Raw genomic sequence first — 26,928 nt, 5'->3', positions numbered from 1 at the left:
TAGTTATGGTTATCAACAGAAATGATGAAAATAGGCTAAAAAAACCCTTTAAATGTTAATTATTTTCCAATGCAAAAATCGTTGAAAATACTACCTAATATCTCTTCAACATCTACTTTTCCAACAATCATTCCTAAATGTCGTGTTGCTAAACGAAGATCTTCTGCAGCTTTATCAAAGTCTTCAGCTTCATTTTTTTCTTCAAAGTTTTTCAAATAATTTAAGCTTTGTTCAAGATGTTGTCTGTGCCTTTCACGAGTAATTAAAATATCTTCACTTGTGATAAATTTATTTTTTAATTTGTTTTTAATCTTTAAAATTAAATCTTCTAGGTTGAGATTATTTTTTACTGAAATTAAAACATGTTCATAATTTTTTATTTCAGAATTTAAATCTTCTTTTAGAAGGTCAGATTTATTAACTACAAGTATTGCATTTTCATCAATCAATTCCTTCAAAACTCCTTTAAAATTGATACTTTTAGCGTCTATTACGATCAACTTTAGATCTGCATTTTCTGCCTTATCAAGTGCTAACTTTATTCCTTTTTTTTCTATTTCATTTTTAGAATCTCTAATTCCTGCAGTGTCGGAAACTACAACTGGATAACCATCAATATTTAAGTGTGTCTCAATTACATCTCTTGTTGTTCCAGCTATTTCTGAAACGATCGCTGCATCTCGATTTGAAAGGTGATTTAGTAAACTAGATTTTCCAGCATTAGTTGGTCCTATGATTGCGATCTTAAAACCTTCTCTAATTCTTTCACCAACTTTCTGATCATTTAAAATTTTTTTTATATTTAAAATTACTTCATTGGAAATTTTTTTAATATTTTTCAAAATATCTTCGGGTAGGTCTTCATCTGGAAAATCTATTTTTGCTTCAACGTGTGATAAAATTTTTAAAAGTTTTTCTCTTAAACTATTAAATTTATCTGCAGATTTTCCATTCATGATTTTTATTGCTTGTTGTCTTTGAATTTCAGTTTCTGCTGAAATTAAATCTGCAATACTTTCTGCTTTCAGTAAATTTATTTTTCCATTTTGAAATGCCAATTTTGTAAACTCACCCGGCTCGGCTAGTCTACAATTCTCTACTTCTGAAATAGAGGCGTGTAGAGCATCAATTACTGCTTTACTTCCATGTATATGTAATTCGGCCATATCCTCACCAGTGTAGCTCTCAGGGCTAGGAAACCACAGTATTATGCCTTCATCAATAAGCTCAGAAGTATTGATTTTATTGATTTTTCTTAATGTCGCAACTCTTGGTTCTGGAATTGTTGTGTTTGTTAATAGTTCAATTACCTTTTTGGTATCTTCTCCTGAAACTCTAATAATTGCTATTCCAGAAATTCCAGGTCCAGTCGATAGAGCATAAATTGTCATAACAATATTATAGCTTCTATTTTGAGGTTCTGTAAAACTTTAAATTAATAGGTGAGGGTGTAACAGTGTTAAGCTGGTTTATTCATCGAGCTAAAAAAATCTGCATTACTTTTTGTTTCTTTAAGTTTTGAATTAATAAATTCAATAGCATCCATTGTTCCCATTGGACTAATAATTCTTCTTAGCACATTCATTTTTGAAAGATCATTTTTATCAAACAATAATTCTTCTCTTCTTGTTCCAGATTTAGTTATATCGATTGCTGGATAAATTCTTCTTTCAGCAATTTTTCTATCCAGAACTGTTTCACTATTTCCAGTTCCTTTAAATTCTTCAAAAATAACTTCATCCATTCTTGATCCTGTATCAATCAAAGCTGTTGAGATTATTGTTAAAGATCCACCTTCTTCAATATTTCTAGCAGCACCAAAAAATCTTTTTGGTCTTTGAAGTGCATTCGCGTCAACTCCACCTGTTAATACTTTTCCAGAACTCGGGATTACAGCATTATAAGCTCTACCTAATCTTGTGATTGAATCTAATAAAATTACCACATCTTTTTTATGTTCAGTTAGCCTTTTAGCTTTTTCAATTACCATTTCAGCTACAGCAACATGTCTTGAAGCAGGCTCATCAAAAGTAGAACTGATAACCTCACCCTTAACTGTTCTTTTCATATCAGTTACTTCTTCAGGTCTTTCGTCAATTAACAAAACCATCAAATAACTTTCTGGATAATTTTTAGCTATTGAGTTTGCAATACTTTGTAAAATCATTGTCTTACCGGCTTTAGGAGGAGAAATGATTATTGATCTTTGACCTTTTCCAATAGGACTTACAAGGTCAATTAATCTTGGGGTTAAATCTGGTTTTTTTTCAATCTTAGTTGTCTCAACTTCCATGACCATTTGTTGATCTGGATAAAGAGGAGTTAAATTATCAAACGCAATTTTATGACGAGCTTTTTCTGGCTCTTCAAAATTTATTTTTTCTACTTGTAATAATGCAAAATATCTTTCACCTTCTTTCGGTGCTCTGACTGGACCTTCAACTGTGTCCCCTGTTCTTAAACCAAATTTCCTAATCTGACTTGGACTAACATAAATATCGTCTGGTCCAGCTAAATAGTTTGATTCCATTGCTCTTAAAAAACCAAAACCATCTTGTAATAATTGTAAAACCCCAGCTCCTGTTATCTCTTCTTTTTCTGCAACTTTTTTTAATATAGCAAATAAAATTTCTTGTTTTCTAAGTGTACTAGCATTTTCAATACCCAGCTCTTCTGCTTGAGTTATTAATTGTTCAGACGATTTTAATTTAAGTTCTTGAATATTCATTTTGAGGGATTGAGTTTAAGATTTGTTAGATAGTTTGAATATATATACTCTAACGAGTATTTCAAGTTTAGATAGGTTTAAATATAACAATAAAAACAACCAAAATAAGCAATATTGTTGGCACTTCATTAATTATTCTAAAAAATTTAGAGGATTTTGTATTTTGATCTAATTTAAAATCATTAAGTAATTTTCCTAAATAGAAATGATAAATTGTTAATAAAATTATTAATATTAATTTTAGTTTTAACCAAAGTATTAAAATAACTTCAAAGCCAATAACAGAGATTAATATCAATCCAAAAATCCAGGATAAAATCATTGCTGGTGTCATGATGTAAAAATATAATTTTCTTTCCATTGTTTTAAATACTGAAGAAGTGTTTTTATTTTTTAAATTTTCTACATGGTATACAAAAATCCTAGGTAAATATAAAAGTCCTACCATCCATGAGATTACCACTATTAAATGTAGGCTCTTAAATAATAAATAATTATTCATAATTTAAACAGGGACATTTTTTAAAATTAAGTGGACACTGTATCTTTGGTGGATAAAGATCATCGTTAATTTTATATTCGTTTTTCTTGATTATTAATTCTGACATTGCTTTAATAAAATCCTCATTAATTCCAAGTGCTGGAACTCTTGTATAATTTTTACATCCATTAGCATCTGCTATTTCTTTATATTCTATATCAAGCTCAACGAGAGTTTCTGAGTGTTCAGAAACAAATGCGATAGGGACTAAAACAATATGCTTGCCAATCTTGGAATTTTCAATAATTATAGTTTCTGTAGATGGTCCTATCCACTTTAGTGGACCAACTCGACTTTGATAACTCAGAATCCAATCAAGGTTCTCATCATTTAAATTCTCAACTATTTTTTTAACCGATTGTTCTACTTGCCACTGATAAGGGTCCCCTTTTTTAATATTTTTTTCTGGTAAGCCGTGTGCAGAAAATATTAATTTAAAGTTTTTAAGATCTTTAATTTTTTTTATTATCTCTTTTGTATGAGCGTTAATAAAATTTTGGTCTGTTGGGTAACAGCATATAGTGCTTGTTTTAACATGATAGTTATTTTTTCTACAAACGTCTTGCCATTCTTTGATTGAAGACCCTGATGTTGCGGCGGAGTATTGGGGATACAGGGGCATTAAGACAACTTCGCCTGGGCCATATAATTGAACATCTTTAATCACATCTTCGGCTCTTGGATTCCAGCATCTCATTATGATAAAGCACTTGTATTCGTCTTCTTCTTGCGTTTGATTTAGTTTTATTTCTAGAGCATCGGATTGTTCTCTAGTTAATTTTAATATGGGTGATGAACCGCCTAGTTCTGCATAAATTTTTTTAGCAACAGGTGCTCTCCTATTAGAGATTAGCTTTGCTAGTGGATATCTTAAAAAGGTTGGTAGATCTAAAATTGCTGGGTCATTAAATAAATTAAATAAAAAGGGTTTAACATTTTCTAATTTATCTGGACCCCCAAGATTAAATAAAATAATTGCTTTTTTCATTTAATAATCTTTTACCATCTTCACCAAATAATCCACCATGTTAGGATCTGTTTGAGGCAATACGCCGTGCCCTAAGTTAAAGATGTATGGATGGTCTTTGAATACATCGAGATATCTTTTTGTTTCTTTTTTCAAATTTTCTTTATCAGTCAACAATATCTTCGGATCAAGTCCTCCTTGAACAGGTATATTTATTTCTTTACATATAGATATTGGATTTACATCATAGTCAATATTAATAGCATCAGGTTTAACAATATCACAATAATTTTTATAATCTTTTACTCCTCTTGGAAAACAGATCACTGGTACGTTTAAAGATTTTACATAATCAACTAAATTTAGTGTTGGAATATAAATATAGTTTGGTAGGTCTTTTTCTTCCAACAAACCAGCCCAACTATCAAAAATTTGAATAACAGTTGCACCACTTTTTATTTGCTGATCAATATGTAGTTTTAAAAACTTTTCTAGAATTATTAAAATCCTGTTTATTAAAAACTCATCCTTAAAAAAATCTTTTATTAACTCTTTTTTTGGTGAATGTTTATTAATCATATAAACTAATAATGTCCACGGTGCTCCAACAAAGCCTATTACATTTTTGTTTTTAATTAAATTATTTTCGCTTACTTTTTTAATTGATTTATAGACTGGATATAATTTTTCTATAAAATCAATTTCATCTACTTTAGATATTTGATCTAAATTTAAAGGACCTAATTGTGGACCAAGATCTTTTTTAAATTCTACTTTCTGATTTAATCCGTACGGTAGCATTAAAATATCTGAAAAAATTATTGCTGCATCTAACTCAAATCTTTTTAAAGGTTGGAGAGTAATTTCTGATGATAAATTTTCATTCAGACACAAATTGACAAAGTCTGGATTTAATTTTCTAATTTCTCTAAACTCTGGAAGATATCTACCTGCTTGTCTCATTAACCATATTGGAGAATTAGTTGTTTTTTTGTTTATTATGGTCTCTTGAATGGGTGTCATAATAATAAGTAAATATTTAATTATAGTATTAGTTATATAGTATGTGAATATTGGTAATTAATTGTTTTACACATTTTATACATGATTTATTAACAATTAATAATTTATAGAAGTGAATTATATTTTATAAATTAAGCCTTTATTTAATTTTATTAGATAAAATGTATATTAATAGTTCACATGTTTATTAATGTTAATAAAAATGAGTTTTTACAGTGAAAAATAAAAAACATCATTATTTTAAAAAATGATAAAAATAATACTTAAATATCAACTTTTAATACATGAGTAATACATATCAAATATACCTTATTTCTGACTCCACTGGAGAGACTCTGGATAGAGTGTTTCTAGCAATTAAGGCTCAATTCAAAAACATAGAATATAATGTTAAATCTTATTTTTTTACAAGAACAGAAAATCAAGTTTCCAAAATAATGGATGAAGCAAAAAAAAATGATAATTCAATAATTTTATACACAATTGTTGATACCTCTCTTGCAAAGTTTTTGGCAAATAAGGGAGATGAAAAAAAGATTCCATGTTTCAGTGTTTTGGGAAATTTAATAATGAACTTCTCTAAACTTTTAAATCAAAAGGCATCTCACGTTCCGAGTGGACAGCACGCTTTAAACGATGAGTATTATGAAAGAATTGAAGCTATCCAGTTTACTATGGCCCATGATGATGGAAATCTTGTTGAAGACATAGGTAAAGCAGACCTGATATTATTAGGTGTAAGTAGAACAAGCAAAACACCAACATCAATTTATTTAGCCAACAAAGGTTATAAAACTTTAAATATCCCTTTAGTAAACGAACAATCAATACCAGAAAATTTAAAAAAGAATCCTAAACTTTCTTGTGTAGTTGGATTAACAACCGAACCTCAGCGACTAGTTGATATTAGAAAAAATAGGATGAATGCTCTTAAAGAAAAAGAAAATACAAACTATACAAATATTAGTAAAATTGAAAAAGAAATTAATGAGGCTAAAAAAACATTTACCAAGTACCAATGGCCAATAATTGATGTTACTAGAAAATCAGTAGAAGAAACCGCAGCATCAATAATTAAGATATATGAAATAAATAAAAATAATGGTTAATGAAATTATACTAGCATCAAAAAGCGGTGTGAGAAAAAAAATTCTAGAAGAAAATAATATTCAGTGTAAAATAGAGCCATCTGGTGTGGATGAGGATAGTGTCAAAGAAAGTCTACTAAAAGAAAGAGCATCTCCAACAATTATTTCAAAAAATTTAGCAGAATTAAAGGCCAACAAAATCAGCCAAAAATTTATAGAAGAAATGGTGCTTGGAGCAGATAGCGTAATAGATTTAGAAGGTGAAATAATATCAAAGCCAAACAATAGAGCAGAAGCACTAGAAATACTAAAAAGGATGAATGGAAAAACTCATCAATTGATAAGTTCAGTTTGTATTTCAAAGGGTGGATCTATGATATGGAATTACACAGATAAAGCTTCATTAACCATGAAAAATATGACTTTTTTGGAACTAGAGAATTATTTGAAAAAAATTTCTGATGAGGATCTCTATGCTTATAACGTTTATCAAATTGAAGGAGAAGGAAGAAATTTATTTTCAAAAATAGAAGGGGATAAAGATACCATCATGGGCCTTCCAGTTAAAAAAATTAAAGAATATCTTAATATTATAAAATGAAAAAAAAATTTTTAGTTATAGGAAATCCAATTGACCATAGCTTGTCACCAAAACTACATAATTATTGGATAAAAAAATATAAAATTGATGCAGTTTATGAAAAAAGGCTTTTGAATAATAATGATATAGAAGGTTTAATTTTTAATATTAGGGAAGAAAAAATTCAAGGGATAAATATAACCGTACCATTTAAAAAGATGGTTATACCTTTTTTAGATGAGTTAAGTGAAGAAGCAGAAATTTCTCAATCAGTTAATACAATCTATAAAAAAGATAATAAAATTATAGGTGATAATACTGATATTGAGGGTTTTAAACTTAGTTTAGAAAAAACAGAACAAGAAACTAAAAATAAAAAAGCTCTAATACTTGGGGCAGGTGGGGTTGTTCCTTCAATTATTATAGCTCTTAAAAAAATGCAAATTAAAAAAATTTATTTAAGTAATCGAACAGAATTAAAAGCAATAGAGTTAAAGAAAAACTTTCCAGAAATTAAAATAATTAAATGGGGAGAAATTTTAGATTTTGATATAATCATCAACGCAACAAGCGTTGGATTAAAAGAGGAAGATGAAATTAACATTAATTACCAACAAATAAGCAAAGACAAATTTTTTTATGATATAATTTATAATCCACCAGAAACAAACTTTTTAAAGAATGCAAAAAAGTATGGTGGAATAACAAAAAATGGTAAAATGATGTTTATTTATCAGGCTCAAAAAGCTTTTTTCATCTGGCATAAAGTTGTTCCAGAAGTAGATAATGTAACAATTAATCTTTTAGATATATGATTAAAATTGCAGTGGTAGGAGATATTGGTTCTGGAAAAAGTCACATCGCTAAACTCTTTGGTTACCCAGTTTTTAATGCCGATCAAGAGGTAGCAAGTATATATAAAAAAAACAAAAATTGTTTTAAAAAATTAAAAAAAAGTTTACCTAAATATTTTTCAGTATTTCCAGCAAATAAAATACAAATTATAAAAGCAATAGAGGATAGTGAAAAAAATTTAAGAAAAATTACTAAAATTATTCATCCAGAAGTTAGAAAAAAATTATCTATTTTTTTAAAAAAAAACAAAAAAAGAAAGGCCATAATTTTAGACATCCCTCTTTTATTAGAAAATAAGCTAAACCAGAAAAGTGATATAATAGTTTTTGTTCAATCAAAAAAAAGTGAGATCATAAAAAGACTAAAAAAAAGAGATAATTTTAATTTAAATTTATATAATCAATTTAAAAAAATACAGTTACCCCTTAGTTATAAAAAGAAAAAATCTAATCATATTATTAAAAATAATTTTACTAATAAATTTGTTAAGGTAAGAGTAATAAAAATTTTAAAAAAAATTATATAAAATGAAAGAAGTAATACTAGATACTGAAACAACAGGACTATCTGTTAGAGATGGACATAGAATTGTAGAAATTGGATGTATTGAGTTAGAAAACTTGATACCAACCAAAAATAAATTTCATTGTTATCTTAATCCTGAAAGAAAGGTCTCTAAAAAAGCTCTAGAAGTTCATGGTTATACGGATGAATTTTTATCTACCCACAAAAAGTTTATAGAAATAGTGGATGAGTTTTTGGGCTTCATAGAAAATAAGAGACTTGTAATACACAACGCTGAATTTGACTTATCTCATTTAAACAACGAATTAGCATTGCTAGGTAAGAAGAAATTAAACAGTGAGAACGTTGTAGACACGCTTGCTTTAGCCAGGGATAAATTTCCAGGCTCTCCAATAAGTCTTGATGCATTGTGCAAAAGGTACAGAGTAGATAATTCAAAAAGAACACAACATACGGCTCTTATTGACTGTGATCTATTAGCTAAAGTTTATATTAATCTTCTTGATCAAAAAGAACCAACTTTAAACTTCAAAAACGAAGATGATAAAAAAATAATAATAAATTCAAATGATACAAACCAGTATTATAAAAAAGTAGTTAAGCCATCAGAGGTAGAACTTAAGTTTCATAAAGAATATTTAAAAAATAATCTAAAGAAAAATTTTTTTAATTAGCCCTCTGTTTATACAATTCTGTAAAATCAACTTTTTTTTCAAATTTTACCCCTGGATAACCAGAGTCGGTTAATAAATTTAAAAATATTCTCTCTAAGTCAGGGTAAATTTTATTTGGCACGTCACATAGAATAATTTTTTCCATTTCTTTTTTATCAGAAACTTTTTCATCTATCTTAACTATCGATGTATATGTTATCTCAAAATGTGCTTTTTTTAAAACTTCAGGCTGATCTGAAAATTTTATGATTGTGTTGACTTCAATAATCCCAGCCTTTAATGCTTTTGAATTAATATCAATATTTAATCTGTATTTAGAAATTTTATCTTTTGTGAATATGTATGTTTGCGTGTCAGGTGTTTCACTTGACATATCTTTAATAAAGTTACTAATGATCTTATAATTTTCTGTCATTTTCATCCTCTATATCTTCAAACTCACCATTAATAAAATCTTGTTTTTTATCTACAGGTTTTTGTTTAATAGATACCCTTTTAAATATCAATTTTCTTGTCGGTGGAAATATTATTAATAAACCCAAGAAGTCTGTTGCAAAACCAGGTAAAATTAAAAGTAGGGCTGCAAACGCTAAAGCTGCACCTGAAATGATCTCATAAACTGGAAGTTCATTTTTTACCATTTGAGAAATTCCTGATCTTAGAGTGTTAAAACCTTCATATCTGGCGTAGATAATGCCAAAAAAAGCCGTAATAAAGATAAGTAAAATCGTGTTAAAGGCTCCAATTTGAGAGCCCAGCTTGATAAACAAATAAATCTCAATAATAGGAATGCCAATTAGTAATAATAAAAATGTGTTCATTTGTCCTTATTCTAAATTGCTAGTTGTAATTAATCAACATAGTAAATATTATTAACTCATGAGTTATAGTTTTGAATATATAGATATTATCCTTTTAGCAATGATTGCTGGTTTTATCTTTCTTCGTCTAAGGGGAATACTTGGTAAAAAAACTGGTTTTGAAGGAAAAATACCACCACAATTTGAAAAAGAATTTCAAAAAACAAATATAGCTACAAAACCAGTTAATGAAAAATTTGACGAAGTATCACAAAAAGAATTTTTAAAAGGTGCAAAAATTGCATATGAAACAATTATTACAGATTTTAGTGATAGTGATAACAAGCTTATAGCAAGCAAACCGCTTTTGGGTAAAAAAATTTATGATCAGTTTAAAGAGGCGCTTGAAGATAGAGCTGATAAAGGCCATTTTGCTGAAATAACTTTTATAGGGATTATGTCAGCTGTAATTAAAAATCATAAAAAAATTGAAGACAGCTTAGAAGTTACTGTGGATTTTGTTAGTGAAATTATAACATGCATAAAAGATAAAGATAAAAAGATTGTGTCAGGGGATAGTGAGAAAATAAAAACTGTTTACGATACTTGGGTTTTTTCAAAAGATATTAAATCATCAAATCCAAATTGGTTGTTAATTAATACTATTACCTAATTGATTAAGAAGATAACAGAAAGAGATAAAGAAGATTGGGAAAATTTCCTAGACAACAAAAAAAAAAATCTAAATAAAAATTCTGTAAAAAAAAAAGATATAAATAACCCAGACAAAGATAAGCAGGACTGGGAAAACTTTCTGAACACTAAAGAGAAAATTCCTAATAAAGATTTTGTTCATAAAAAAAATATAAGATATGAGAAGATAAAAAAAATAGATCTTCATGGTTATACAATCGAAGAAGCAAATAAGGCCATAGAACAATTTATTCAAAAATGTTTTGATGAAAGTGTTACTAAAATAATTGTGATTACAGGCAAAGGATTAAGATCTAAAAATGTTGAAAATCCTTACCTCTCAAAGGATTTGAGTATACTAAAATATTCAGTTCCAGAATTTATTGAAAAAAATAAAAGTTTAACACGACTTATTATTGAAACTACAGACGCTAAAATCGAGGATGGTGGTAGTGGAGCTTTTTATATTTACATTAAAAACAAAAATAAATTTAAGTAGTAATTTAAGAAACGAATACAATTAAGCAAAAATTAAATTTTTAAAAAAGAAAGATTGATAAAAAATAGACAACTTTTAAGCCGAATAAAAAATGCTAGTTTGGTTGAAATTAAATCATTTAATTTTACACATTAATAAATTTACGATAATAATTTATTTATATATGTTTATTTGGTTAGCTTCATATCCTAAAAGTGGAAATACTTTAGTTAGGTCAATGCTAGCATCCTATTTCTTTTCTAAGGATGGAGTTTATGATTTTAGTTTAACAAAAAATATTAATCAGTTTCCAATTATTGCATTATTTGAAAATTTGGGTATTGACATAAAAAATGAAAAAGAAGTAATTGCGAATTATATTAGAGTACAGCAATCGATTAACAAAAAAGAATCTACACAATTTTTAAAAACACACAGCTATCTTTTCAATATTGAAAACAATGCTTTTACAGATTTAAATAATTCATTAGGAGTAATTTATATTGTAAGAGACCCTAGAAATGTTGTAACTTCATTAGCCAATCACAATTCATCATTTATTGATCAAGCCGCAGAAACACTTATTAATGATTGGCGCTTTATAGGAAACTTAAATAGCTTTCATCAAGCAAATCGAACCACTGTTTATAGGGGAACATGGGCGAGTAATTATAAAAGTTGGAAGTCTTTCAAGTCCCAGGGAAAATATTTACTAATTAAATATGAGGATCTTATAAACAAGAAGGAAGAAGTGTTACTTAAAATGTTAAAATTTATTTATAGACTAAACAAAAAATTTTTTGGGATAAATAAAGTTAAATTTAAAAATGTAATAGACTCAACTTCTTTTGAGAGAATGAAGATGCTAGAGAATGAATTGGGGTTTGATGAAAATGTAATTGATCCAACTACAGGAAAAAAGAAAACCTTTTTTAATTTAGGAAAAAAAAATAATTGGAAAAAATTGATTGATCCAAAAATTAAAGAAAAAATAGAAAATGCCTTTAAAGAAGAAATGAAAGAACTTGGATATTTGTAATTCTTTTAAAGAATAAATTTAGATAAATCCGTATCTTTAACAAGTTCATCTAGATTTTGTTTTACATATTTAGAATCTATTATAATTTTTTCACCAGCTCTATCTGTTGCAGTAAAACTAATATCATCTAAAATTCTTTCGATAATAGTATGCAGTCTTCTTGCACCAATATTTTCTACAGTATTGTTAACTTCTGAAGCCATATTGGCAATCGCATCTATACCGTCATCAGAAAATTCTAGTTCAACATTTTCTGTTTTTAAAAGAGCAACATATTGCTTGATTAAACTATAATCTGGTTCTTTAAGAATTCTTTTAAAATCATCACTAGTTAAAGCTTCAAGTTCAACTCTTATTGGTAATCTACCCTGTAATTCTGGTAGTAGGTCCGAAGGTTTTGCTAGTTGGAATGCGCCAGAGGCAATAAATAAAATATGATCGGTTTTAATCGTACCGTATTTTGTACTTACTGTTGTTCCTTCAATTAGAGGAAGTAGATCTCTTTGTACTCCTTCTCGAGACACATCTCCACCAGATCTATCTGTTCTCCCTGAAATTTTATCAATTTCATCTAAAAAAACTATTCCATTATTTTCCGTTGAATCTTTTGCTGATTTTATGATTTTGTCTTCTTCTATTAACCTGTCAGCTTCATCGTTAATTAAAATTTCATGAGATTCTTTAACAGTCATTTTTTTCTTTTTCTGTTTACTCCCAACAGATTTTCCAATCATCTCTCCAATATTTATCATTCCAATGTTTGCTCCGGGCATTCCAGGAATTTCAAAAGCAGCTTGAGAGCCACTATCGTTTACTGCAATTTCAATTTCATTATCATCTAAATCACCATCTCTTAATCTTTTTCTAAAACTTTCTCTAGTAGCAAGGCTTGCTTTATTTCCAACCAGAGCATCCAAAACTTTTTCTTCTGCTAATTTTTGAGCTTTTGCATGAACTTCTTTTCTTTTCTTTACTTTCTCCATTGCAATTGCAATTTCAAGTAGATCTCTTATAATTTGCTCAACATCTCTCCCAACATACCCAACCTCAGTAAATCTTGTGGCTTCTACCTTTACAAAAGGAGCTTCAGCCAACTTAGATAGTCTTCTAGAAATTTCTGTTTTACCAACCCCTGTTGGTCCGATCATTAAAATATTTTTAGGTAAAACTTCGTCTTTCATTTCACCTTTTAAAGCCTGTCTTCTCCATCTATTTCTTAGAGCAATAGCGACTGCTTTTTTAGCTTTATTTTGTCCAACAACATATCTATCTAATTCGGAAACTATTTCTCTAGGAGACAAAGAACTAACTAAAGAGTTATCTTTCTTTTCAGTTTTTTCTTTTGGAAAAGGTGTAACGTTTGTATCTTTCATTAAATTTTTTCAATTTTAATATTATTATTAGTAAATACACAAATTTCAGATGCAACTTGAATTGCTTTTCTTGCAACTTCTTCAGCACCCAAATCTGTATCTAATAAAACTTTAGCAGCAGCTAAAGCATAATTTCCACCCGATCCTATACCTATGGCATCACCCTCTGGCTCTAACACATCACCAGTTCCTGAAATTATAAAGCTATTTTCTTTATCACCAATAGCCATTAAAGCTTCCAGTCTTCGTAAATATTTGTCTGTTCGCCAATCTTTTGCTAACTCGACAGCTGCTCTTGGAAGATTACCAGCATGCTTTTCAAGTTTTGCTTCTAATCTTTCAAACAGAGTTAATGCATCTGCAGTTGATCCAGCAAACCCAGCTATTACATTTCTTTTTTCAATTTTTCTAACTTTTGCAGCAGTGCTTTTTATAACAGTATTGCCCATACTAACTTGACCATCTCCTGCAACCACCACTTCATTGTTTTTTCTAATAAGTACTATTGTAGTCATAGATTATAAATGGATATTAATTTTTATTCTTCAAGTAGTAGATTGCAAATATTGATATAGTTAATTAATCCCTATATACATATTATATATTATGAGCAGAATAGGAAAAGTTTCCAGAAAAACAAAAGAAACCAGTATTAGTGTTGAAGTTAATATTGATGGCAAGGGTCAATATAAAATTGATACTGGAATAGGTTTCTTAGATCATATGCTTGAACAACTATCAAAGCATTCACTAATTGATTTAAAAGTTAAAGCAAAAGGTGACACTCATATAGATCTTCACCACACAACTGAAGATAGTGGAATAGCAATAGGTGAGGCTTTAAAAAAAGCGCTGAAAGATTTTAAAGGAATTAAAAGATATGCTCATGCAATGATTCCAATGGATGAAACATTAACAAGAGTTGCAATCGATGTTTCGAATAGACCTTATTTAATATGGAAAGTTAAATTAAAAGTAGAAAGACTTGGTGAGATGGACACAGAGCTTTTTAAAGAATGGTTTCAAGCATTTTCTCAATCAGCAGGAATAACTCTGCACATGGAAAATATTTATGGAGATAATAGTCATCATATAATTGAGTCTTGTTATAAGGCTCTAGCAAGGTCATTAAGAACAGCTTTAGAAATAGACCCTAGAAATAAAAAGAGCATTCCATCAACTAAAGGCTCATTATAAGTTTAATGAATGTCACAATTGTTGATTATAATTCAGGAAATATCAGCTCTGTAATAAATTCCTTTAAAGAAGCTGCCAAAGACAAAGTTAATATCGAAGTGACTTCAGATTTAAATAAGATTAAATCAAGTGATAAGGTAGTTTTACCAGGACAAGGGTCGTTCAAGAGCTGTGTTGATGCATTAAATGGTATAAATGGCTTGGTAGAGACACTCAATGAGTTTGCAATAACTAATAAAAAACCTCTTCTTGGAATTTGTGTAGGTTTACAGATGTTTGCAGATATCGGTTATGAAGAAAGTGAAACAAAAGGCCTTGGTTGGATTTCAGGAAAAGTATCAAAAATTGATAATCAAAACAATAAATTCAAACTCCCACACATTGGTTGGAACGAAATTAATATTATTAAAGAAAGCAAGATTTTTAAGGATATAGAAAATAAATCACATATGTATTTTGTACATAGTTACGAGTTTATTCCAGAAAATAAAGACGTAATTTCAGCAACAACAGATTATTCATCAAATATTGTTTGTGCTGTTGAAAAGGAAAACATTTTTGGAACTCAGTTTCACCCTGAAAAGAGCGATAAAATTGGATTACAAATAATTGAAAATTTTATAGGTTTGTAACTATTATGAGAATTATATTTGTTATTTTAATTACTTTTTTAAATTTTACATTAGTTAATGCTAAAGAAAATCCTTACAAATTTTTAAAAAAAGAAGTCTTAATAGGTAAAGCAAAAAAAGAGCTAGTAAATGATACTAGATCAATATCTAAAAAAAAAGCTCTATCAATTATTGAAGATGAAAACGGAAAAGCCATAAAAATTACTTTAGATACTAAGTTTAAAGGACACAAAGATGATTGGGGAAGAACTGGTGAAAGAAATCAAAGATGGGAAATGGCAAATGCTAAAAAACCAAGAAAATTTGAAAAACCAGTTTATGTTAAATACAAATTTAAACTAAATGAATTTCCTGTTAAAAATAATTTAGGTGGCTCACTATTTCAAGTTATTGCTAACAAGGGAAATTCGAGACTCTTACCATGGATGAAATTCCAATATTCTGGTAATCGACTTTTTCATCAAATAAACTTTACAAAAGAGGTATTTTATCTTCAAGGAGATCCAGATAATTCTAATTTTGATAAAATTGGATATAAATTTTATCTTGGTTATGTTGAGGATTATAAAGACTACAGAACACTTAGTCTTAAAATATTAGCTTCTAAAAAAGAAAATGGTGAAATTATTGGATGGCTGGACGACAAAAGAATATTCGAGGTCTATGGTCCTAATTTTACAATAGGAAATGGATACACATTTAAGTGGGGGTTTTATAGATGGCTTGAGCAAATGTCTTTAGAAACAATCCCAACTCAGTCAGTGACAGTAAAGGAATTTGGATTTAGTGATAAATGTGATGAAATATTAGATCAAGAAAAATGTTCTTACTCATCAGATATTAAAGACTCAGTTTCTTATGTGAGGTTTAAAAAAAGCTTTTGGAGAGACAAAACCCATGGAAAGAAAATATCTAAATCAATCAAATGGAAAAAGCCATTACCTGAAATTAAAATGAAGTAAATTGTGAAAATTTTTCCTGCAATAGATATAAAAGATAAAAAATGTGTAAGATTAGTTAAGGGAGACTTTGATAACAAAACTGAATATGAAATGTCACCAGTTGATCAAGCTGGTAAATACAAAGATCATGGTTTTAAAAATTTACACATTGTTGATTTAGATGGTGCCTTAACAGGAGAGACAGTTAACCTGAATATTATTAAAGAAATAGTTCTTAAATTTGATTTAAAAGTTGAAGTAGGGGGTGGTGTTAGAACTATTGATAGTATTCAGAAATATACAGATGCAGGAGTTGAAAAAGTTATTTTAGGAAGTGCAGCTATAAAAGATAAAAATTTTTTAAAAGAAGCATGTCAAAAATTTCCAAATAAAATTGCTTTAGGTCTAGATGCTAAAGATGGATACTTGTCAGTTTCAGGATGGAAGGAAAATTCTAATCAATTGACTTTAGATTTTTTAAAAGAAGTAAATGATTATGGAGCTAGCAGATTAATTTATACAGATATAAATAGAGATGGCACCAAACAAAGTCCTAATTTTGAAGAAACAGCCAATGTTGCAAATGTATCTAATTGCCCAGTAATTATTTCAGGAGGGGTGTCTTCAATTGATGACATTAAAAAAGCAAAAGGTTTAAAAAATATTGAAGGAATAATAGTTGGTAAAGCTATATATGATGGTGACATTAAATTAGATGAATTAGTGAGAGAATTAGATGCTTAAAAATAGAATTATACCCTGTTTAGATGTTAAAAATGGGCGAGTTGTTAAAGGAATTAACTTTGTAGATTTAAAGGATGCGGGTGATCCAGTTGAACAAGCTAAAATTTATAGTGATGGTGGTGCTGATGAGATTTGTTTTTTAGATATTACAGCTTCAAATGAAAATAGAGACACAATTTATGATGTGGTTGAAAGAACATCTAAAAAATGCTTTGTGCCCTTAACGGTTGGTGGTGGGGTTAGGGGAGTTGAGGACATTAATAAACTATTAAATTGTGGAGCAGATAAAGTTTCAATCAATACTGCAGCTGTACAAAACCCTGAAATGATAATTGAAAGTTCAAAAAAATTTGGATCACAATGTATTGTTATAGCAATAGATGCTAAAAAAAATGGCAATAAATGGGAGGTTTTTACTCATGGCGGGAGAAACAACACAAGTATAGATGCAACAGAATTTGCAAAAAAAATGGAAGATAATGGAGCAGGAGAATTATTAGTTACATCTATGGATAGAGATGGCACTCAAATTGGCTATGATAATGACTTAATGTTTAAAATATCTTCAACAGTTAATATACCCGTGATTGCTTCAGGTGGAGTAGGTAACTTGGATCACCTAGTGGATGGTATAAAGCTTGGCAATGCTAGCGCTGTACTAGCAGCCTCAATTTTTCATTACGGAACGCACTCCATTAATGAAGCTAAACAATATTTGAATTTAAAAGGGATTCCCGTTAGGATTTAGACATGTCAGAAAATCTATTAAATTTAGTAAATACAATTAGAGACAGAAAAAATAAGGACGAAGATAAATCTTATACTTCATCACTATTATCAGGTGGCCTGTCTAAATGTATAGAAAAGATGGAAGAAGAATTTAGTGAACTTAAAGAGGCCCTAAATGATAAATCTAACATAGTTCACGAAGCAGCAGATACAATTTATCATATATTAGTTACACTTGAGGCAGCTGATATTAAGTTTGAAGATGTCTTGAAAGAGTTGGAAGATAGAAAAAAACAATCAGGTATTGAAGAAAAGAATAATAGATAATGAGCTATGACAAAAATAATATTTTTGCAAAAATTTTGAGAAAAGAAATTCCTTGTAAAAAAATATTTGAAAATGATCATATTCTTTCCTTTCACGATATTAATCCTCAAAAAAAAATACATGCATTAGTTATTCCAAAAGGTGAATACATTAATTTAGATGATTTTAACAATAGAGCCTCAGATCAAGAGATAGTCGCGTTAAGCAAAGCTATTACAGAAGTTTCAAAAATATTAGGTATATCAATAGATACAGGTAAAGGCTATAGAGCTTTAACAAATTTGAGTGAAGATGGCGGTCAAGAGGTTCCACATTTACACTTCCATTTATTTGGAGGAGAAAAAGTTGGAAAAATGGTTGAGTGATAGAAAAAATTTATCGAAGTTATTTAGAGATAAGATCTCTAGGTGAATTAAAAGAAGTTAAGAAGCCAGCAGATAATTACTCTGTAGAGCTTGCTGACCCAAAAGATTTTCAATTAAATAAATTTTTTTACAAAACTATTGGTAAGAATTGTCAATGGATTGATAGACTTATTTGGACAGACTTAAATTGGACAGGTTATATCTCTAATAATCAGTTATTTACATACATTCTTAAAGATAAAAGTGAAATAGTTGGCTATTTTGAACTGTTATTTAACAAACAAAGTAAAGAAGCTGAAATTGCTTATTTTGGAATTTTGGAAGAATATTATGGGAAAAAATTAGGGGGATATTTGTTAAGTGAAGCAATTAAGTCCTCATTTAATATGGGGAGTGGAAGAGTTTGGGTTCACACTTGTTCCCTAGATCATAAAAATGCGTTAAAAAATTATTTAGCTAGAGGTATGAAAAATTTTAAGTCTGAAACCTTAATTAGATGATTGATTATTTTTGGGTAATTTAAAAATTTTGCTATCTATCTCTTGGTTTTTTTTAACTGAAGAAATAAACGTTATTGATAAATTTTGATAAATATCTTCAGTTTGCCATCCAATTAAATTTAAATCTTTCTTATCAAAAAAAATATTAATTTCATTATTGTTCTCAAAAATTTTAAAATTTAAGTATTTGTTGTCTATATCTCTTGGCTCTAGTTCTTCTATTTTAGAAATTAGATATTCTTTATCTAGTAAAAATTCTAATGGAGTTTTGTTAAGTGGGTAACGATAATAACTTCCCTTGTTACTGGTTTTGATAACTAAAGATTTTCCATTTGATACCAATTTTTTTTTACTAGGATTGCTGTATTCACAAAAGATTTTTTTAGGATATTCAATGATGCATTTTCCATCTTCATTTTTATCATTAATTGTTTGTAAAAAATTGAAACTTAAATTATTTGTAAGTTTCATTTGAGATATTATCTTATCTTTTGGTGATGAGTTGGATGGAAGGTAAAAACTGAAAAATAGTAAAATGATTATTACTTTAAGCATTAAAGAACATTTCTTTTACCAACATGATTAGCCTTACTCACAACTCCGTCAGCCTCCATCATATCAATAATTCTTGCAGCCCTATTATATCCTATTTGTAATTTTCTTTGTAAAAACGAGGTAGATGCCTTGTCTTCAGATCTAATAATATCAAGTGCTGCCTGGTACAATTCATCTTTATCACCTGAGCTAGATGCTTCTCCACTCAATTCTTTTTCATCTACAAAATTTAAGATTTCATCTATGTAATTTGGTTCTGCTTGACTTCTTAAATAATTGTTAACTTCTTCAATCTCACCTTCTGATACAAATGGAGCATGAATTCTAACAATCTTATTTGCAGAAGACATATAAAGCATATCTCCTTTACCAAGTAGCTGTTCTGCACCTTGTTCTCCTAAAATTGTTCTACTATCTATTTTTGAGGTTACTTGAAAAGATATTCTTGTTGGAAAATTTGCTTTAATGGTTCCTGTAATAACATCAACACTTGGTCTTTGTGTAGCCATTATAATATGAATTCCAGCAGCTCTTGCCATTTGAGATAATTTCTGAATATAATTTTCTATCTCTTTTCCAGCAACAAGCATTAGGTCAGACATTTCATCTACCACAACAACAATATAGGGCATAGCCAAAGTGTGCTTAGCATTATAGCCGTCAATATTACGTACGCCTTCTTTAGTCATAAGTCGGTATCTATTTTCCATCTCTTTAACAACCCAACCTAAGACAGAAGCAGCTTTTTTTGCCTCAGTAATCACAGGACACAATAAGTGGGGTATGCCTTCATAAGTTGATAATTCAAGCATTTTAGGATCAATTAGTATGAACTTACATTTATCAGGTGTGTGTCTATAAAGTAGAGATAAGATAATAGTATTTATGCAAACAGATTTACCTGATCCAGTAGTTCCAGCAATTAATAAGTGAGGCATAGAAGCTAAATCTCCAACAACAGGAATGCCAGAAATATTCTTACCTAGCGCAATCGGTAATCTGATATCTTTTTTATTAAAATCAGGGTTAGAAAGTATTTCACTTAAATAAACATTTTCACGACTAGAATTTGGAAGCTCTATACCAACAGTACTTCTTCCAGGTATAGTAGCAATTCTAGCAGATTCAGAACTAGTGTTTCGAGCAATGTCATCTGAGAGATTAATAATTTTTGATACTTTAACACCAGCTGCTGGCTCAAATTCATTTAGTGTTACCACGGGTCCATGACTAACTTTTTTAATATCTCCACTAACCCCAAAATCCAATAAGATTTTTTCTAAAAATTCACTATCAATATAATCTTCATCTTTTAATTTTTCTCTATCTTTTTGAGTGGGGATTTTAAGCAAATCAATTGTAGGTAGTTTGAAGCGAATTTTTTTGCTAGGAGATTTATTTTCACTTTTTATAAATGGTAAGTCTTCTTGAATTAAATTTGTAATTTCTTCTTGCGGTATAAACTCACTAATTATCTCATTTTCATTAGTGTAGCTCTTTTCTTTTTTTACAAAGATTAACTTAAAAAGTTTTTTTATCATTTTATAAAAGGAACTAATTTTAAAATGGATACTAATTAAAAATAAAATTAAAATAATTAAAATTATCAAGTAATAAGAAATTTGAGAATTAATATTAATTAAAGAATTTAAAAAAGTTGTTTCTAAATATTTTCCAATAAAACCACCATTCCCATTAATATAAAGATTGAAAGCAGTAGGGTAAAAAAAAGAAAAAAATAGAGAACCAAAAGAAGAATAAAGAACAGAATAAAAAATACTTTCAAATATTAAAAAAATTTTCTTATTTAGAACTATATTTATGCCAGAAAATATAAGTGTAAATGGAATTAATAAAGCAATGAACCCAAAAGTTTGAAAAAAAAGATCAGCTGTGTAACTTCCGTTAAAGCCAAGTAAGTTTTTAATCTCAGTATTATCTGGAAAAATAAAATTAGGGTCGTCAGGAGAAAAGGTTGCAAGCGACACCAGTAAAAGAAGACCAATTATAACAAGAGAAATCCCAGCAGTTTCGATAATTCTATTTATGCCAAAATTAATTGTATTGTTGGCTAATTTTTTAAATTCCATAAATAAATGAGTCTAATTAATCACTTTGTATCATCTAATTTTTATTGTTAAAATTAAAATTATTATGAATGTTTGTATTATTGGTGAAGGTCTAACTGCTCTATCTTTAGCTAAAAGCCTTATAAATAAAAAAATAAATGTTCATTATTATCACAAAAGTAAAAATAATAATTTTTCTTCCAATAGGACAATAGGAATATCCAAAAGTAATTTTGAATTTTTTAAAAAAAAAATTTTTCAAATTTCAAAAAATAATCATTGGAAAATAAACAGAATAGAAATTTATACAGATAAAATTGACAAAGAAAATTTATTAGAATTTGAGAATGATAAAAATGATCTATTTTATATAATAAAGAATAATGAACTTTTAAAATCGTTAAAAAATAACCTTAGTAAAAGTAAATTTTTTAAAAAAATAATATTAAAAAAAGATATTAATGAAGAGTCTTTAAACAAAAAAGAATATGATTTAATAATTAATTGTGATGCAAGTAATTTTTTAGCAAAAAAGTATTTCACAAAAAAAATTAGTAAAAATTATTATAATCTTGCTTATACCACTATTTTAAAACATAAAAAAATAGAGAATAATACTGCAACTCAAATTTTTACAAAGCAAGGTCCAATTGCATTCTTACCAATCTCTAACATTGAAACATCTGTGGTATATTCAATAGATATTAAGAATAAAAAAAAATTTGATAATAGTGATGTAATAGATTTAATTAATAAAAATAATCCTAAATATAAAATTAATAAAATTAATAAATTAAATAACTTTGAGTTAAGTTCTTCGAATTTAAGAAACTATCATCATAAAAATATTTTAGCCTTTGGAGATATGCTTCATAGAGTGCACCCATTAGCAGGACAAGGATTTAATATGATAATACGGGATCTTAGTATTCTAACTAAATTAATTGAAGAAAAAATTGAATTGGGTATTCAATTAGATTCAAGCATATTAGATGAATTTGAAAAAAGAACGAGAGATAAAAACTTTGTTTTTTCTAAAGCCATAGATTTAATTTATGAGTCCTTTAACTTAGATAAAAAAGTTCAAAATAAAAGTTTTAGCAAAATTCTTAAAGGTATTGGAAAAAACAAGAATCTAAATAATTATTTTATTAAACTAGCTGATACAGGAATTAATTTTTAAGCTTATTGAATAGTTGTATTTTCAAAATTATCAAAACTATAAGTGCTTAATATTTCTGAGATTTTATCTTTTCGAGCTTCTAAATTTTTGCTTTCTAATAAAATTTGTTTTTCTTCCAGTGAGAAAGGAGAGGCCATTGCTAGGGCATTTATTGTTTCATTTAAATCTTGTTTTTCTAAGGATTTCCAATTTATAATATATCCTTTTTTTTCAAATAATAATTTTAAATCCTTGAAGATTGATTCAAGATCAGCAAACTTTAATTTTTTTTTTTCAGGAGTTAAGTCGAGTTCAAAACTATCATAACTAGTTTCACAAGTACGATAAGGTTTTGTATTTTTAATTTCTTTTGTTATTGTAAATCGTGTTATCCCATTTAATTCAATCATATATCTACCATCAGATGTATCTTTAAAATTGATTATTTTACCTAAGCAACCAATCTTATGAAGTCCAGGGATTGAACTATCATCATTGCTTTTTGGCTGTATTAAACCAATCATCTTGTTTGTTTTCATACTATCATTAATCATTTCAACATATCTTTGTTCAAATATATTTAATGGAACTGTTGTATGAGGAAAAATAATAAAGTTACTCAATGGAAAGACAGGTATAATTTTTGGTAAATCTTGTTTATTCATTCTTTCTTTTAGCAAATTTTTGAAAATCTATATACCAAAGAAACACTTTATTATTGATTGAACTAAAAAAAACATCTATTCATAGTCTCTTTTATAAGCGGGTCTAGCTCATTGGTAGAGCGAATCGTTGCCAACGATTAGGTAGAGGGTTCGATTCCCTTGACCCGCTCCAAAATTTTAAAATATACTAATTAATGACTGATTTACTTAATAAAAAATGTGTACCATGTGAGGGTGGAATTTTACCTTTCGATATCAGTGAAATTCACAAATATCAAAAAAAAGTAGATGGTTGGGATGTTAAAAAAAATACAAAAGAAATGTATTTTTTAGAGAAAAATTTTATTTTTAAGAATTTTATTAATAGTCAAAATTTTATAAATAAAGTTGGTCAAATATCAGAAAATGAAAATCATCATCCAGATATTTCATTTGGTTGGGGGTATGCTAAAATTGTAATTACTACACACGCTATAGAAGGACTGTCAGAAAATGATTTTATTTTAGCAGCTAAAATTGATCAAATTATCAATGTCTGAAATGTCTTGTTTTAGAAAAAACTAAAATAGTACCAGTTTGGTTTGCAAATTTTATTATCTCTTTATCTCTAATTGATCCAGAAGGCTGTATTACAGCTGAAACCCCTGACTGTACTAATTTTTCAATACCATCTACAAATGGAAAAAATGCATCAGAGGCTGCCACAACATTCTCTTTTAAGTTTTGGAATTTATTCATTTTATCTATAGCAATTTGACAGCTATCAAGTCTACTAGGTTGCCCTGAACCAATACCAACGGTTGCTTCCTGACTGGCAAGTACAATTGCATTGGATTTTACGTATCTACAAATATTAAATGCAAAAATTAAATTTTTTAATTGGGATTTATTTGGTTTTTGTTTTGAAACGATTTTAAAATCTTTAGGTTCAAATATTTTTAAATCTTCAGATTGTGTTAAAATAGATTCATTCACAGTGCCAAATCTTATTAAATCTTTCATCACAAATTTTGATGCATCAATAATTCTTATATTTTTTTTCTTTTTTAAAATTTTTAAAGCATCAATTTCAAAACCATTTGCAATGACAACCTCTAAGAAAATTTTATTAAGCTCTAATGCTAGAGTTTTATTTATTTTGAAATTACATGAAACTATTCCACCAAAAGCACTAACTGGATCAGAAGCAAGAGCTAATTTATAACTTTTTAAACTATTTTTATTGATTGAAACACCACAAGGATTGGCGTGTTTTACAATAACTGTTCCAGAGTTTTTAGGTAAAGATTTAGATATTGTTAATGCAGAAAAAATATCATTATAATTATTATAGCTTAACTGCTTACCATGAATTTGTTTAATATTAAGATTTTGAGTTTTAGAATAAATTGCAGCTTCTTGATGTGGATTTTCTCCATATCTTAATTTTTCAATTAAGTTTCCATAAACAATTTTCTTTTTTGGGAAATTGATTTTTTTTATTTTATTAAAATAGTTAGAAATTACAGCATCATAATAGGCTGTTTCAGAGAAGGCCTCTGAAGACATTTTTTCTCTAAACTCAATAGAAGTTGATCCTTGGTTATTTTCTAATTCATTAATTAGAGTCTCATATTGAATTGAAGATGTAATAACCGTAACGTCGTCATAATTTTTTGCAGCTGCTCTAACCATAGTGGGACCCCCAACATCAATATTCTCTATTATTTTTGAATGATTGGTTGTTTGCTCTAAAGTTTTTTCAAAAGGGTAAAAGTTAACAATAACTAAGTCAATTTCATCATATTGATTTGCCTTTAATTCCTTAGTATGAGATTTATCATTTCTTTTACTTAATATACCGGCATGAATTTTTGGGTGCAGGGTTTTAACTCTTCCACCAAGTATTTCTGGTGAACCCGTATACTCTGAAACTTCCAGACACTTAAATTTAAGTTTCTTTATTTCTTTATAGGTGCCTCCAGAGCTAATTAACTCAATCTTGTATTTAGCTAAAACCTTTAAAAGACTACCTAGATTTTTTTTATCAGATACTGAAATAAGAGCTTTTTTTATTTTTTTCATTATAATTTTGTGATTTCCCATCTTATAGTTTGATTTTCCTCATTAGTCATTCCTGAAATAAATATATTTTGATTATCTGTGAAAGAATTTTTTTCACCAAAATATAACCCTTTATCAATATTTATTATTGAGTTGTCTGAGCTAAACTTCCAACCCTCTCCATCAAGATCTATAAATATTGACTTTCCATCTTTTGTTTTCATTACTTTAACGTTTGGTTCTAAGTGAAATCTAATTTCAAATTTTAAATTCTTAATACCCTTTTTAGAAATAATTTTATCGTGTCCAATAAATTTTAATTGTTCTGGGTAAAATTCTATTTCTCGGTCATGAACAATACCATGTAGCTTTAAATAACCATCGTGAGAAGCATTAATTTTCCAATAATTTTTTTCAAATACTATCTTCTTTTTTAATATTCTTAAGCCTTTGTTAATTCTAGACTTTTTGCCTCTGAGTTTATTAAAACTACAAGAGGATTTATCATTTACAACTAGTGTGCTGTGAACTGCACTTGATTTAGATACCTCATTTAATTGGTGATTAACCATTTGAAAATAACCACAATTACTAATTAATTTTTTACTATTTGATAGTATTTCAAAAGATAAAGCTCCAGCTTGATAATTTGAAGATAGTTTTGTATCTGGGCTTGATCCAATATCCATTATTAGAGAATTTTTTTTATTGTTAAGAACTGCATAGCCACCCAATTCATTATTTTGATTTTTAAAGTTATAGCCAAGTCTTTTTAGATAAAGGTCAAAATTATGATTATTTGTTTTGTGATTACCATTAAAGAGAAAATCTATTTTATTGTTTTGCCAAATAAAAGCGTAAGCCTGACCCAAATAATATATATTTTCATTTATAAAATCAGGTATTTCATTTTGTGATTCTTTGAACCACTCTCTAATTAATATAAAATATTTTAAATAAAAGCTTAACTGCCTAGCGTTTCTTGATTTTGGAAAGCCATCGTTATCCAATGAATATTTTGCTAATTTTTTTAATAAACTTAACCCAGTATTTAAATAATTATTATTTTGAGGGTAGGATAGGCCAGTTAAAATGATAGCGGCACACCCTATAATCTTATCATTGATTAAGTTAGAGGTTTCAATTTCATTAATAAGATGATTGATCTGCTTCTTTATAATACCATTAAATTTTTCTTTATAATCAATACTTCCATCTTCATAGGTAAGCCTAGAATTTGAAATCCAGGCTATTATTCTTTTTCCAATTATGTCAATTTTCCAATTTTTAGAGTTGAACCTGTCATTTGTATTAATCCATTGATAGATAATATTTTGAGTGTTTTTTTTTGAAGATCTAAGATCTAGGCTAAATAACCAAAAAAAACTGTTTAAATTCTGTTGGTCTTTTTCTTTTAAATTTGGATTGTCCCAAATTTTATTTAATGAATAATTTTCTATATTAATTTTTTTTTTGTCATATTTTATAAGACCATCTAGTAAGCTAGGACTTGGTTGATATTCTATTAATCCAATAGAAGAGGGTGTAATTTTTTTATTATAGAGATTAGAATTTAAATAAAAATGACGAATTTTTTTTTTGATAAGCTTAAGTGAATTGTTTAAAATCATTATT

General features: G+C 28.0%; 32 protein-coding genes and 1 tRNA gene. 19 read left to right on the top strand and 14 right to left on the bottom strand.

The window, feature by feature from the left end; all coding sequences use genetic code 11:
* Window positions 1–59: 59 nt before the first annotated feature.
* The 5 genes from mnmE to hemE form a co-directional block, all read right to left on the bottom strand.
* On the bottom strand, window positions 60–1,391 hold the full coding sequence (gene mnmE, locus ABXT53_RS07185) for a tRNA uridine-5-carboxymethylaminomethyl(34) synthesis GTPase MnmE (RefSeq protein WP_415290552.1): 1,332 nt from the start codon (window positions 1,389–1,391) through the stop codon (window positions 60–62).
* 68 nt (window positions 1,392–1,459) lie between these two features.
* On the bottom strand, window positions 1,460–2,728 hold the full coding sequence (rho, locus tag ABXT53_RS07180) for a transcription termination factor Rho (protein WP_415290550.1): 1,269 nt from the start codon (window positions 2,726–2,728) through the stop codon (window positions 1,460–1,462).
* Between the two features lie 67 nt (window positions 2,729–2,795).
* Complete coding sequence (hemJ, locus tag ABXT53_RS07175; protein ID WP_415290548.1) at window positions 2,796–3,230, bottom strand: protoporphyrinogen oxidase HemJ; 435 nt, start codon at window positions 3,228–3,230, stop codon at window positions 2,796–2,798.
* Entirely contained in the window at window positions 3,223–4,257 is a 1,035-nt protein-coding gene (gene hemH, locus ABXT53_RS07170) for a ferrochelatase (protein WP_415290546.1), read from the bottom strand. Before hemH ends, hemJ begins: the two co-directional genes overlap by 8 nt.
* On the bottom strand, window positions 4,258–5,259 hold the full coding sequence (gene hemE, locus ABXT53_RS07165; RefSeq protein ID WP_415290544.1) for a uroporphyrinogen decarboxylase: 1,002 nt from the start codon (window positions 5,257–5,259) through the stop codon (window positions 4,258–4,260).
* Between the two features lie 284 nt (window positions 5,260–5,543).
* Here hemE and ABXT53_RS07160 point away from each other — a divergent pair, with 284 nt between their 5' ends.
* The 5 genes from ABXT53_RS07160 to dnaQ are packed head-to-tail and all read left to right on the top strand — an operon-like array spanning window position 5,544 to window position 8,981.
* A complete protein-coding gene (locus tag ABXT53_RS07160; protein ID WP_415290543.1) occupies window positions 5,544–6,368 on the top strand; it encodes a pyruvate, water dikinase regulatory protein in 825 nt (274 codons plus the stop codon).
* Complete coding sequence (locus tag ABXT53_RS07155; protein WP_415290541.1) at window positions 6,361–6,948, top strand: Maf family protein; 588 nt, start codon at window positions 6,361–6,363, stop codon at window positions 6,946–6,948. Before ABXT53_RS07160 ends, ABXT53_RS07155 begins: the two co-directional genes overlap by 8 nt.
* Entirely contained in the window at window positions 6,945–7,742 is a 798-nt protein-coding gene (aroE, locus tag ABXT53_RS07150; protein WP_415290540.1) for a shikimate dehydrogenase, read from the top strand. Before ABXT53_RS07155 ends, aroE begins: the two co-directional genes overlap by 4 nt.
* Entirely contained in the window at window positions 7,739–8,308 is a 570-nt protein-coding gene (gene coaE, locus ABXT53_RS07145; RefSeq protein ID WP_415290538.1) for a dephospho-CoA kinase, read from the top strand. The genes aroE and coaE overlap by 4 nt, the downstream gene beginning before the upstream one ends.
* Before the next feature lies 1 nt (window position 8,309).
* A complete protein-coding gene (dnaQ, locus tag ABXT53_RS07140) occupies window positions 8,310–8,981 on the top strand; it encodes a DNA polymerase III subunit epsilon (RefSeq protein ID WP_415290537.1) in 672 nt (223 codons plus the stop codon).
* Here dnaQ and ABXT53_RS07135 read toward each other — a convergent pair.
* Together ABXT53_RS07135 and ABXT53_RS07130 are read right to left on the bottom strand one after the other, a co-directional pair.
* A complete protein-coding gene (locus ABXT53_RS07135; protein WP_415290535.1) occupies window positions 8,974–9,396 on the bottom strand; it encodes a protein-export chaperone SecB in 423 nt (140 codons plus the stop codon). The two genes, dnaQ and ABXT53_RS07135, sit on opposite strands and share 8 nt — an antisense overlap.
* Window positions 9,380–9,802: an FxsA family protein gene (locus ABXT53_RS07130; protein WP_415290533.1), complete on the bottom strand. Its 423-nt coding sequence runs from the start codon at window positions 9,800–9,802 to the stop codon at window positions 9,380–9,382. The genes ABXT53_RS07135 and ABXT53_RS07130 overlap by 17 nt, the downstream gene beginning before the upstream one ends.
* Window positions 9,803–9,860: 58 nt before the next feature.
* Here ABXT53_RS07130 and ABXT53_RS07125 point away from each other — a divergent pair, with 58 nt between their 5' ends.
* From ABXT53_RS07125 to ABXT53_RS07115, 3 genes are all read left to right on the top strand, one after another.
* On the top strand, window positions 9,861–10,454 hold the full coding sequence (locus ABXT53_RS07125) for a Tim44/TimA family putative adaptor protein (RefSeq protein WP_415290531.1): 594 nt from the start codon (window positions 9,861–9,863) through the stop codon (window positions 10,452–10,454).
* On the top strand, window positions 10,455–10,973 hold the full coding sequence (locus ABXT53_RS07120; protein ID WP_415290529.1) for a Smr/MutS family protein: 519 nt from the start codon (window positions 10,455–10,457) through the stop codon (window positions 10,971–10,973). It begins immediately after the preceding gene.
* 163 nt (window positions 10,974–11,136) lie between these two features.
* Window positions 11,137–11,991: a sulfotransferase domain-containing protein gene (locus ABXT53_RS07115; protein ID WP_415290527.1), complete on the top strand. Its 855-nt coding sequence runs from the start codon at window positions 11,137–11,139 to the stop codon at window positions 11,989–11,991.
* Window positions 11,992–11,996: 5 nt separating this feature from the next.
* Here the strand turns inward: ABXT53_RS07115 and hslU are convergent, their stop codons facing one another.
* Together hslU and hslV are read right to left on the bottom strand one after the other, a co-directional pair.
* Entirely contained in the window at window positions 11,997–13,364 is a 1,368-nt protein-coding gene (hslU, locus tag ABXT53_RS07110; protein ID WP_415290525.1) for an ATP-dependent protease ATPase subunit HslU, read from the bottom strand.
* On the bottom strand, window positions 13,364–13,879 hold the full coding sequence (gene hslV / locus ABXT53_RS07105) for an ATP-dependent protease subunit HslV (protein ID WP_415290524.1): 516 nt from the start codon (window positions 13,877–13,879) through the stop codon (window positions 13,364–13,366). Before hslV ends, hslU begins: the two co-directional genes overlap by 1 nt.
* A gap of 91 nt (window positions 13,880–13,970) precedes the next feature.
* On the opposite strand from hslV, the gene hisB reads away from it, so the two are divergent.
* From hisB to ABXT53_RS07065, 8 genes are read left to right on the top strand one after another with little or no spacing between them, the layout of a single operon-like run.
* A complete protein-coding gene (hisB, locus tag ABXT53_RS07100; protein ID WP_415290523.1) occupies window positions 13,971–14,561 on the top strand; it encodes an imidazoleglycerol-phosphate dehydratase HisB in 591 nt (196 codons plus the stop codon).
* Between the two features lie 5 nt (window positions 14,562–14,566).
* Entirely contained in the window at window positions 14,567–15,193 is a 627-nt protein-coding gene (gene hisH / locus ABXT53_RS07095; RefSeq protein ID WP_415290522.1) for an imidazole glycerol phosphate synthase subunit HisH, read from the top strand.
* Window positions 15,194–15,198: 5 nt separating this feature from the next.
* On the top strand, window positions 15,199–16,155 hold the full coding sequence (locus ABXT53_RS07090; protein WP_415290520.1) for a heparin lyase I family protein: 957 nt from the start codon (window positions 15,199–15,201) through the stop codon (window positions 16,153–16,155).
* A 3-nt stretch (window positions 16,156–16,158) separates the two neighbouring features.
* Window positions 16,159–16,878: a 1-(5-phosphoribosyl)-5-[(5-phosphoribosylamino)methylideneamino]imidazole-4-carboxamide isomerase gene (gene hisA / locus ABXT53_RS07085; RefSeq protein ID WP_415290518.1), complete on the top strand. Its 720-nt coding sequence runs from the start codon at window positions 16,159–16,161 to the stop codon at window positions 16,876–16,878.
* Window positions 16,871–17,626 (top strand): imidazole glycerol phosphate synthase subunit HisF, encoded by a 756-nt coding sequence (gene hisF / locus ABXT53_RS07080; protein ID WP_415290517.1) that lies wholly within the window; start codon window positions 16,871–16,873, stop codon window positions 17,624–17,626. Before hisA ends, hisF begins: the two co-directional genes overlap by 8 nt.
* A gap of 2 nt (window positions 17,627–17,628) precedes the next feature.
* The gene (gene hisE, locus ABXT53_RS07075; protein ID WP_415290515.1) at window positions 17,629–17,934 is read left to right on the top strand and encodes a phosphoribosyl-ATP diphosphatase; all 306 of its coding nucleotides are present in this window, start codon (window positions 17,629–17,631) and stop codon (window positions 17,932–17,934) included.
* Window positions 17,934–18,299, top strand: a complete 366-nt coding sequence (locus ABXT53_RS07070) for an HIT domain-containing protein (protein WP_415290513.1) — start codon at window positions 17,934–17,936, stop codon at window positions 18,297–18,299. The genes hisE and ABXT53_RS07070 overlap by 1 nt, the downstream gene beginning before the upstream one ends.
* Window positions 18,296–18,799: a GNAT family N-acetyltransferase gene (locus tag ABXT53_RS07065; RefSeq protein WP_415290512.1), complete on the top strand. Its 504-nt coding sequence runs from the start codon at window positions 18,296–18,298 to the stop codon at window positions 18,797–18,799. The genes ABXT53_RS07070 and ABXT53_RS07065 overlap by 4 nt, the downstream gene beginning before the upstream one ends.
* Here ABXT53_RS07065 and ABXT53_RS07060 read toward each other — a convergent pair.
* The gene (locus tag ABXT53_RS07060) at window positions 18,788–19,354 is read right to left on the bottom strand and encodes a LolA family protein (protein ID WP_415290511.1); all 567 of its coding nucleotides are present in this window, start codon (window positions 19,352–19,354) and stop codon (window positions 18,788–18,790) included. The genes ABXT53_RS07065 and ABXT53_RS07060 overlap by 12 nt on opposite strands.
* On the bottom strand, window positions 19,354–21,444 hold the full coding sequence (locus ABXT53_RS07055) for a DNA translocase FtsK 4TM domain-containing protein (RefSeq protein ID WP_415290509.1): 2,091 nt from the start codon (window positions 21,442–21,444) through the stop codon (window positions 19,354–19,356). The genes ABXT53_RS07060 and ABXT53_RS07055 overlap by 1 nt, the downstream gene beginning before the upstream one ends.
* 64 nt (window positions 21,445–21,508) lie before the next feature.
* On the opposite strand from ABXT53_RS07055, the gene ABXT53_RS07050 reads away from it, so the two are divergent.
* Window positions 21,509–22,606, top strand: coding sequence for an FAD-dependent monooxygenase (locus tag ABXT53_RS07050; protein WP_415290508.1), 1,098 nt, complete (start codon window positions 21,509–21,511; stop codon window positions 22,604–22,606).
* 2 nt (window positions 22,607–22,608) lie between these two features.
* On the opposite strand, the gene ABXT53_RS07045 is transcribed toward ABXT53_RS07050, so the two are convergent.
* Entirely contained in the window at window positions 22,609–23,250 is a 642-nt protein-coding gene (locus ABXT53_RS07045; protein WP_415290507.1) for an LON peptidase substrate-binding domain-containing protein, read from the bottom strand.
* A gap of 97 nt (window positions 23,251–23,347) precedes the next feature.
* On the opposite strand from ABXT53_RS07045, the gene ABXT53_RS07040 reads away from it, so the two are divergent.
* Window positions 23,348–23,422 (top strand) — tRNA-Gly (locus ABXT53_RS07040).
* A 22-nt stretch (window positions 23,423–23,444) separates the two neighbouring features.
* Window positions 23,445–23,789: a 4a-hydroxytetrahydrobiopterin dehydratase gene (locus tag ABXT53_RS07035; RefSeq protein ID WP_415290505.1), complete on the top strand. Its 345-nt coding sequence runs from the start codon at window positions 23,445–23,447 to the stop codon at window positions 23,787–23,789.
* Here the strand turns inward: ABXT53_RS07035 and purH are convergent.
* On the bottom strand, window positions 23,779–25,335 hold the full coding sequence (purH, locus tag ABXT53_RS07030; RefSeq protein ID WP_415290504.1) for a bifunctional phosphoribosylaminoimidazolecarboxamide formyltransferase/IMP cyclohydrolase: 1,557 nt from the start codon (window positions 25,333–25,335) through the stop codon (window positions 23,779–23,781). The genes ABXT53_RS07035 and purH overlap by 11 nt on opposite strands.
* Window positions 25,314–26,924 (bottom strand): heparinase II/III-family protein, encoded by a 1,611-nt coding sequence (locus ABXT53_RS07025; protein ID WP_415290503.1) that lies wholly within the window; start codon window positions 26,922–26,924, stop codon window positions 25,314–25,316. The genes purH and ABXT53_RS07025 overlap by 22 nt, the downstream gene beginning before the upstream one ends.
* Between the last annotated feature and the right edge of the window lie 4 nt (window positions 26,925–26,928).

Source organism: Candidatus Pelagibacter sp. Uisw_136 (assembly GCF_047720275.1).
Classification (GTDB): Bacteria; Pseudomonadota; Alphaproteobacteria; order Pelagibacterales; family Pelagibacteraceae; genus Pelagibacter.
The sequence above is the reverse complement of the archived record's forward strand: the minus strand, read 5'-3'. Positions and strand labels throughout refer to the sequence as shown.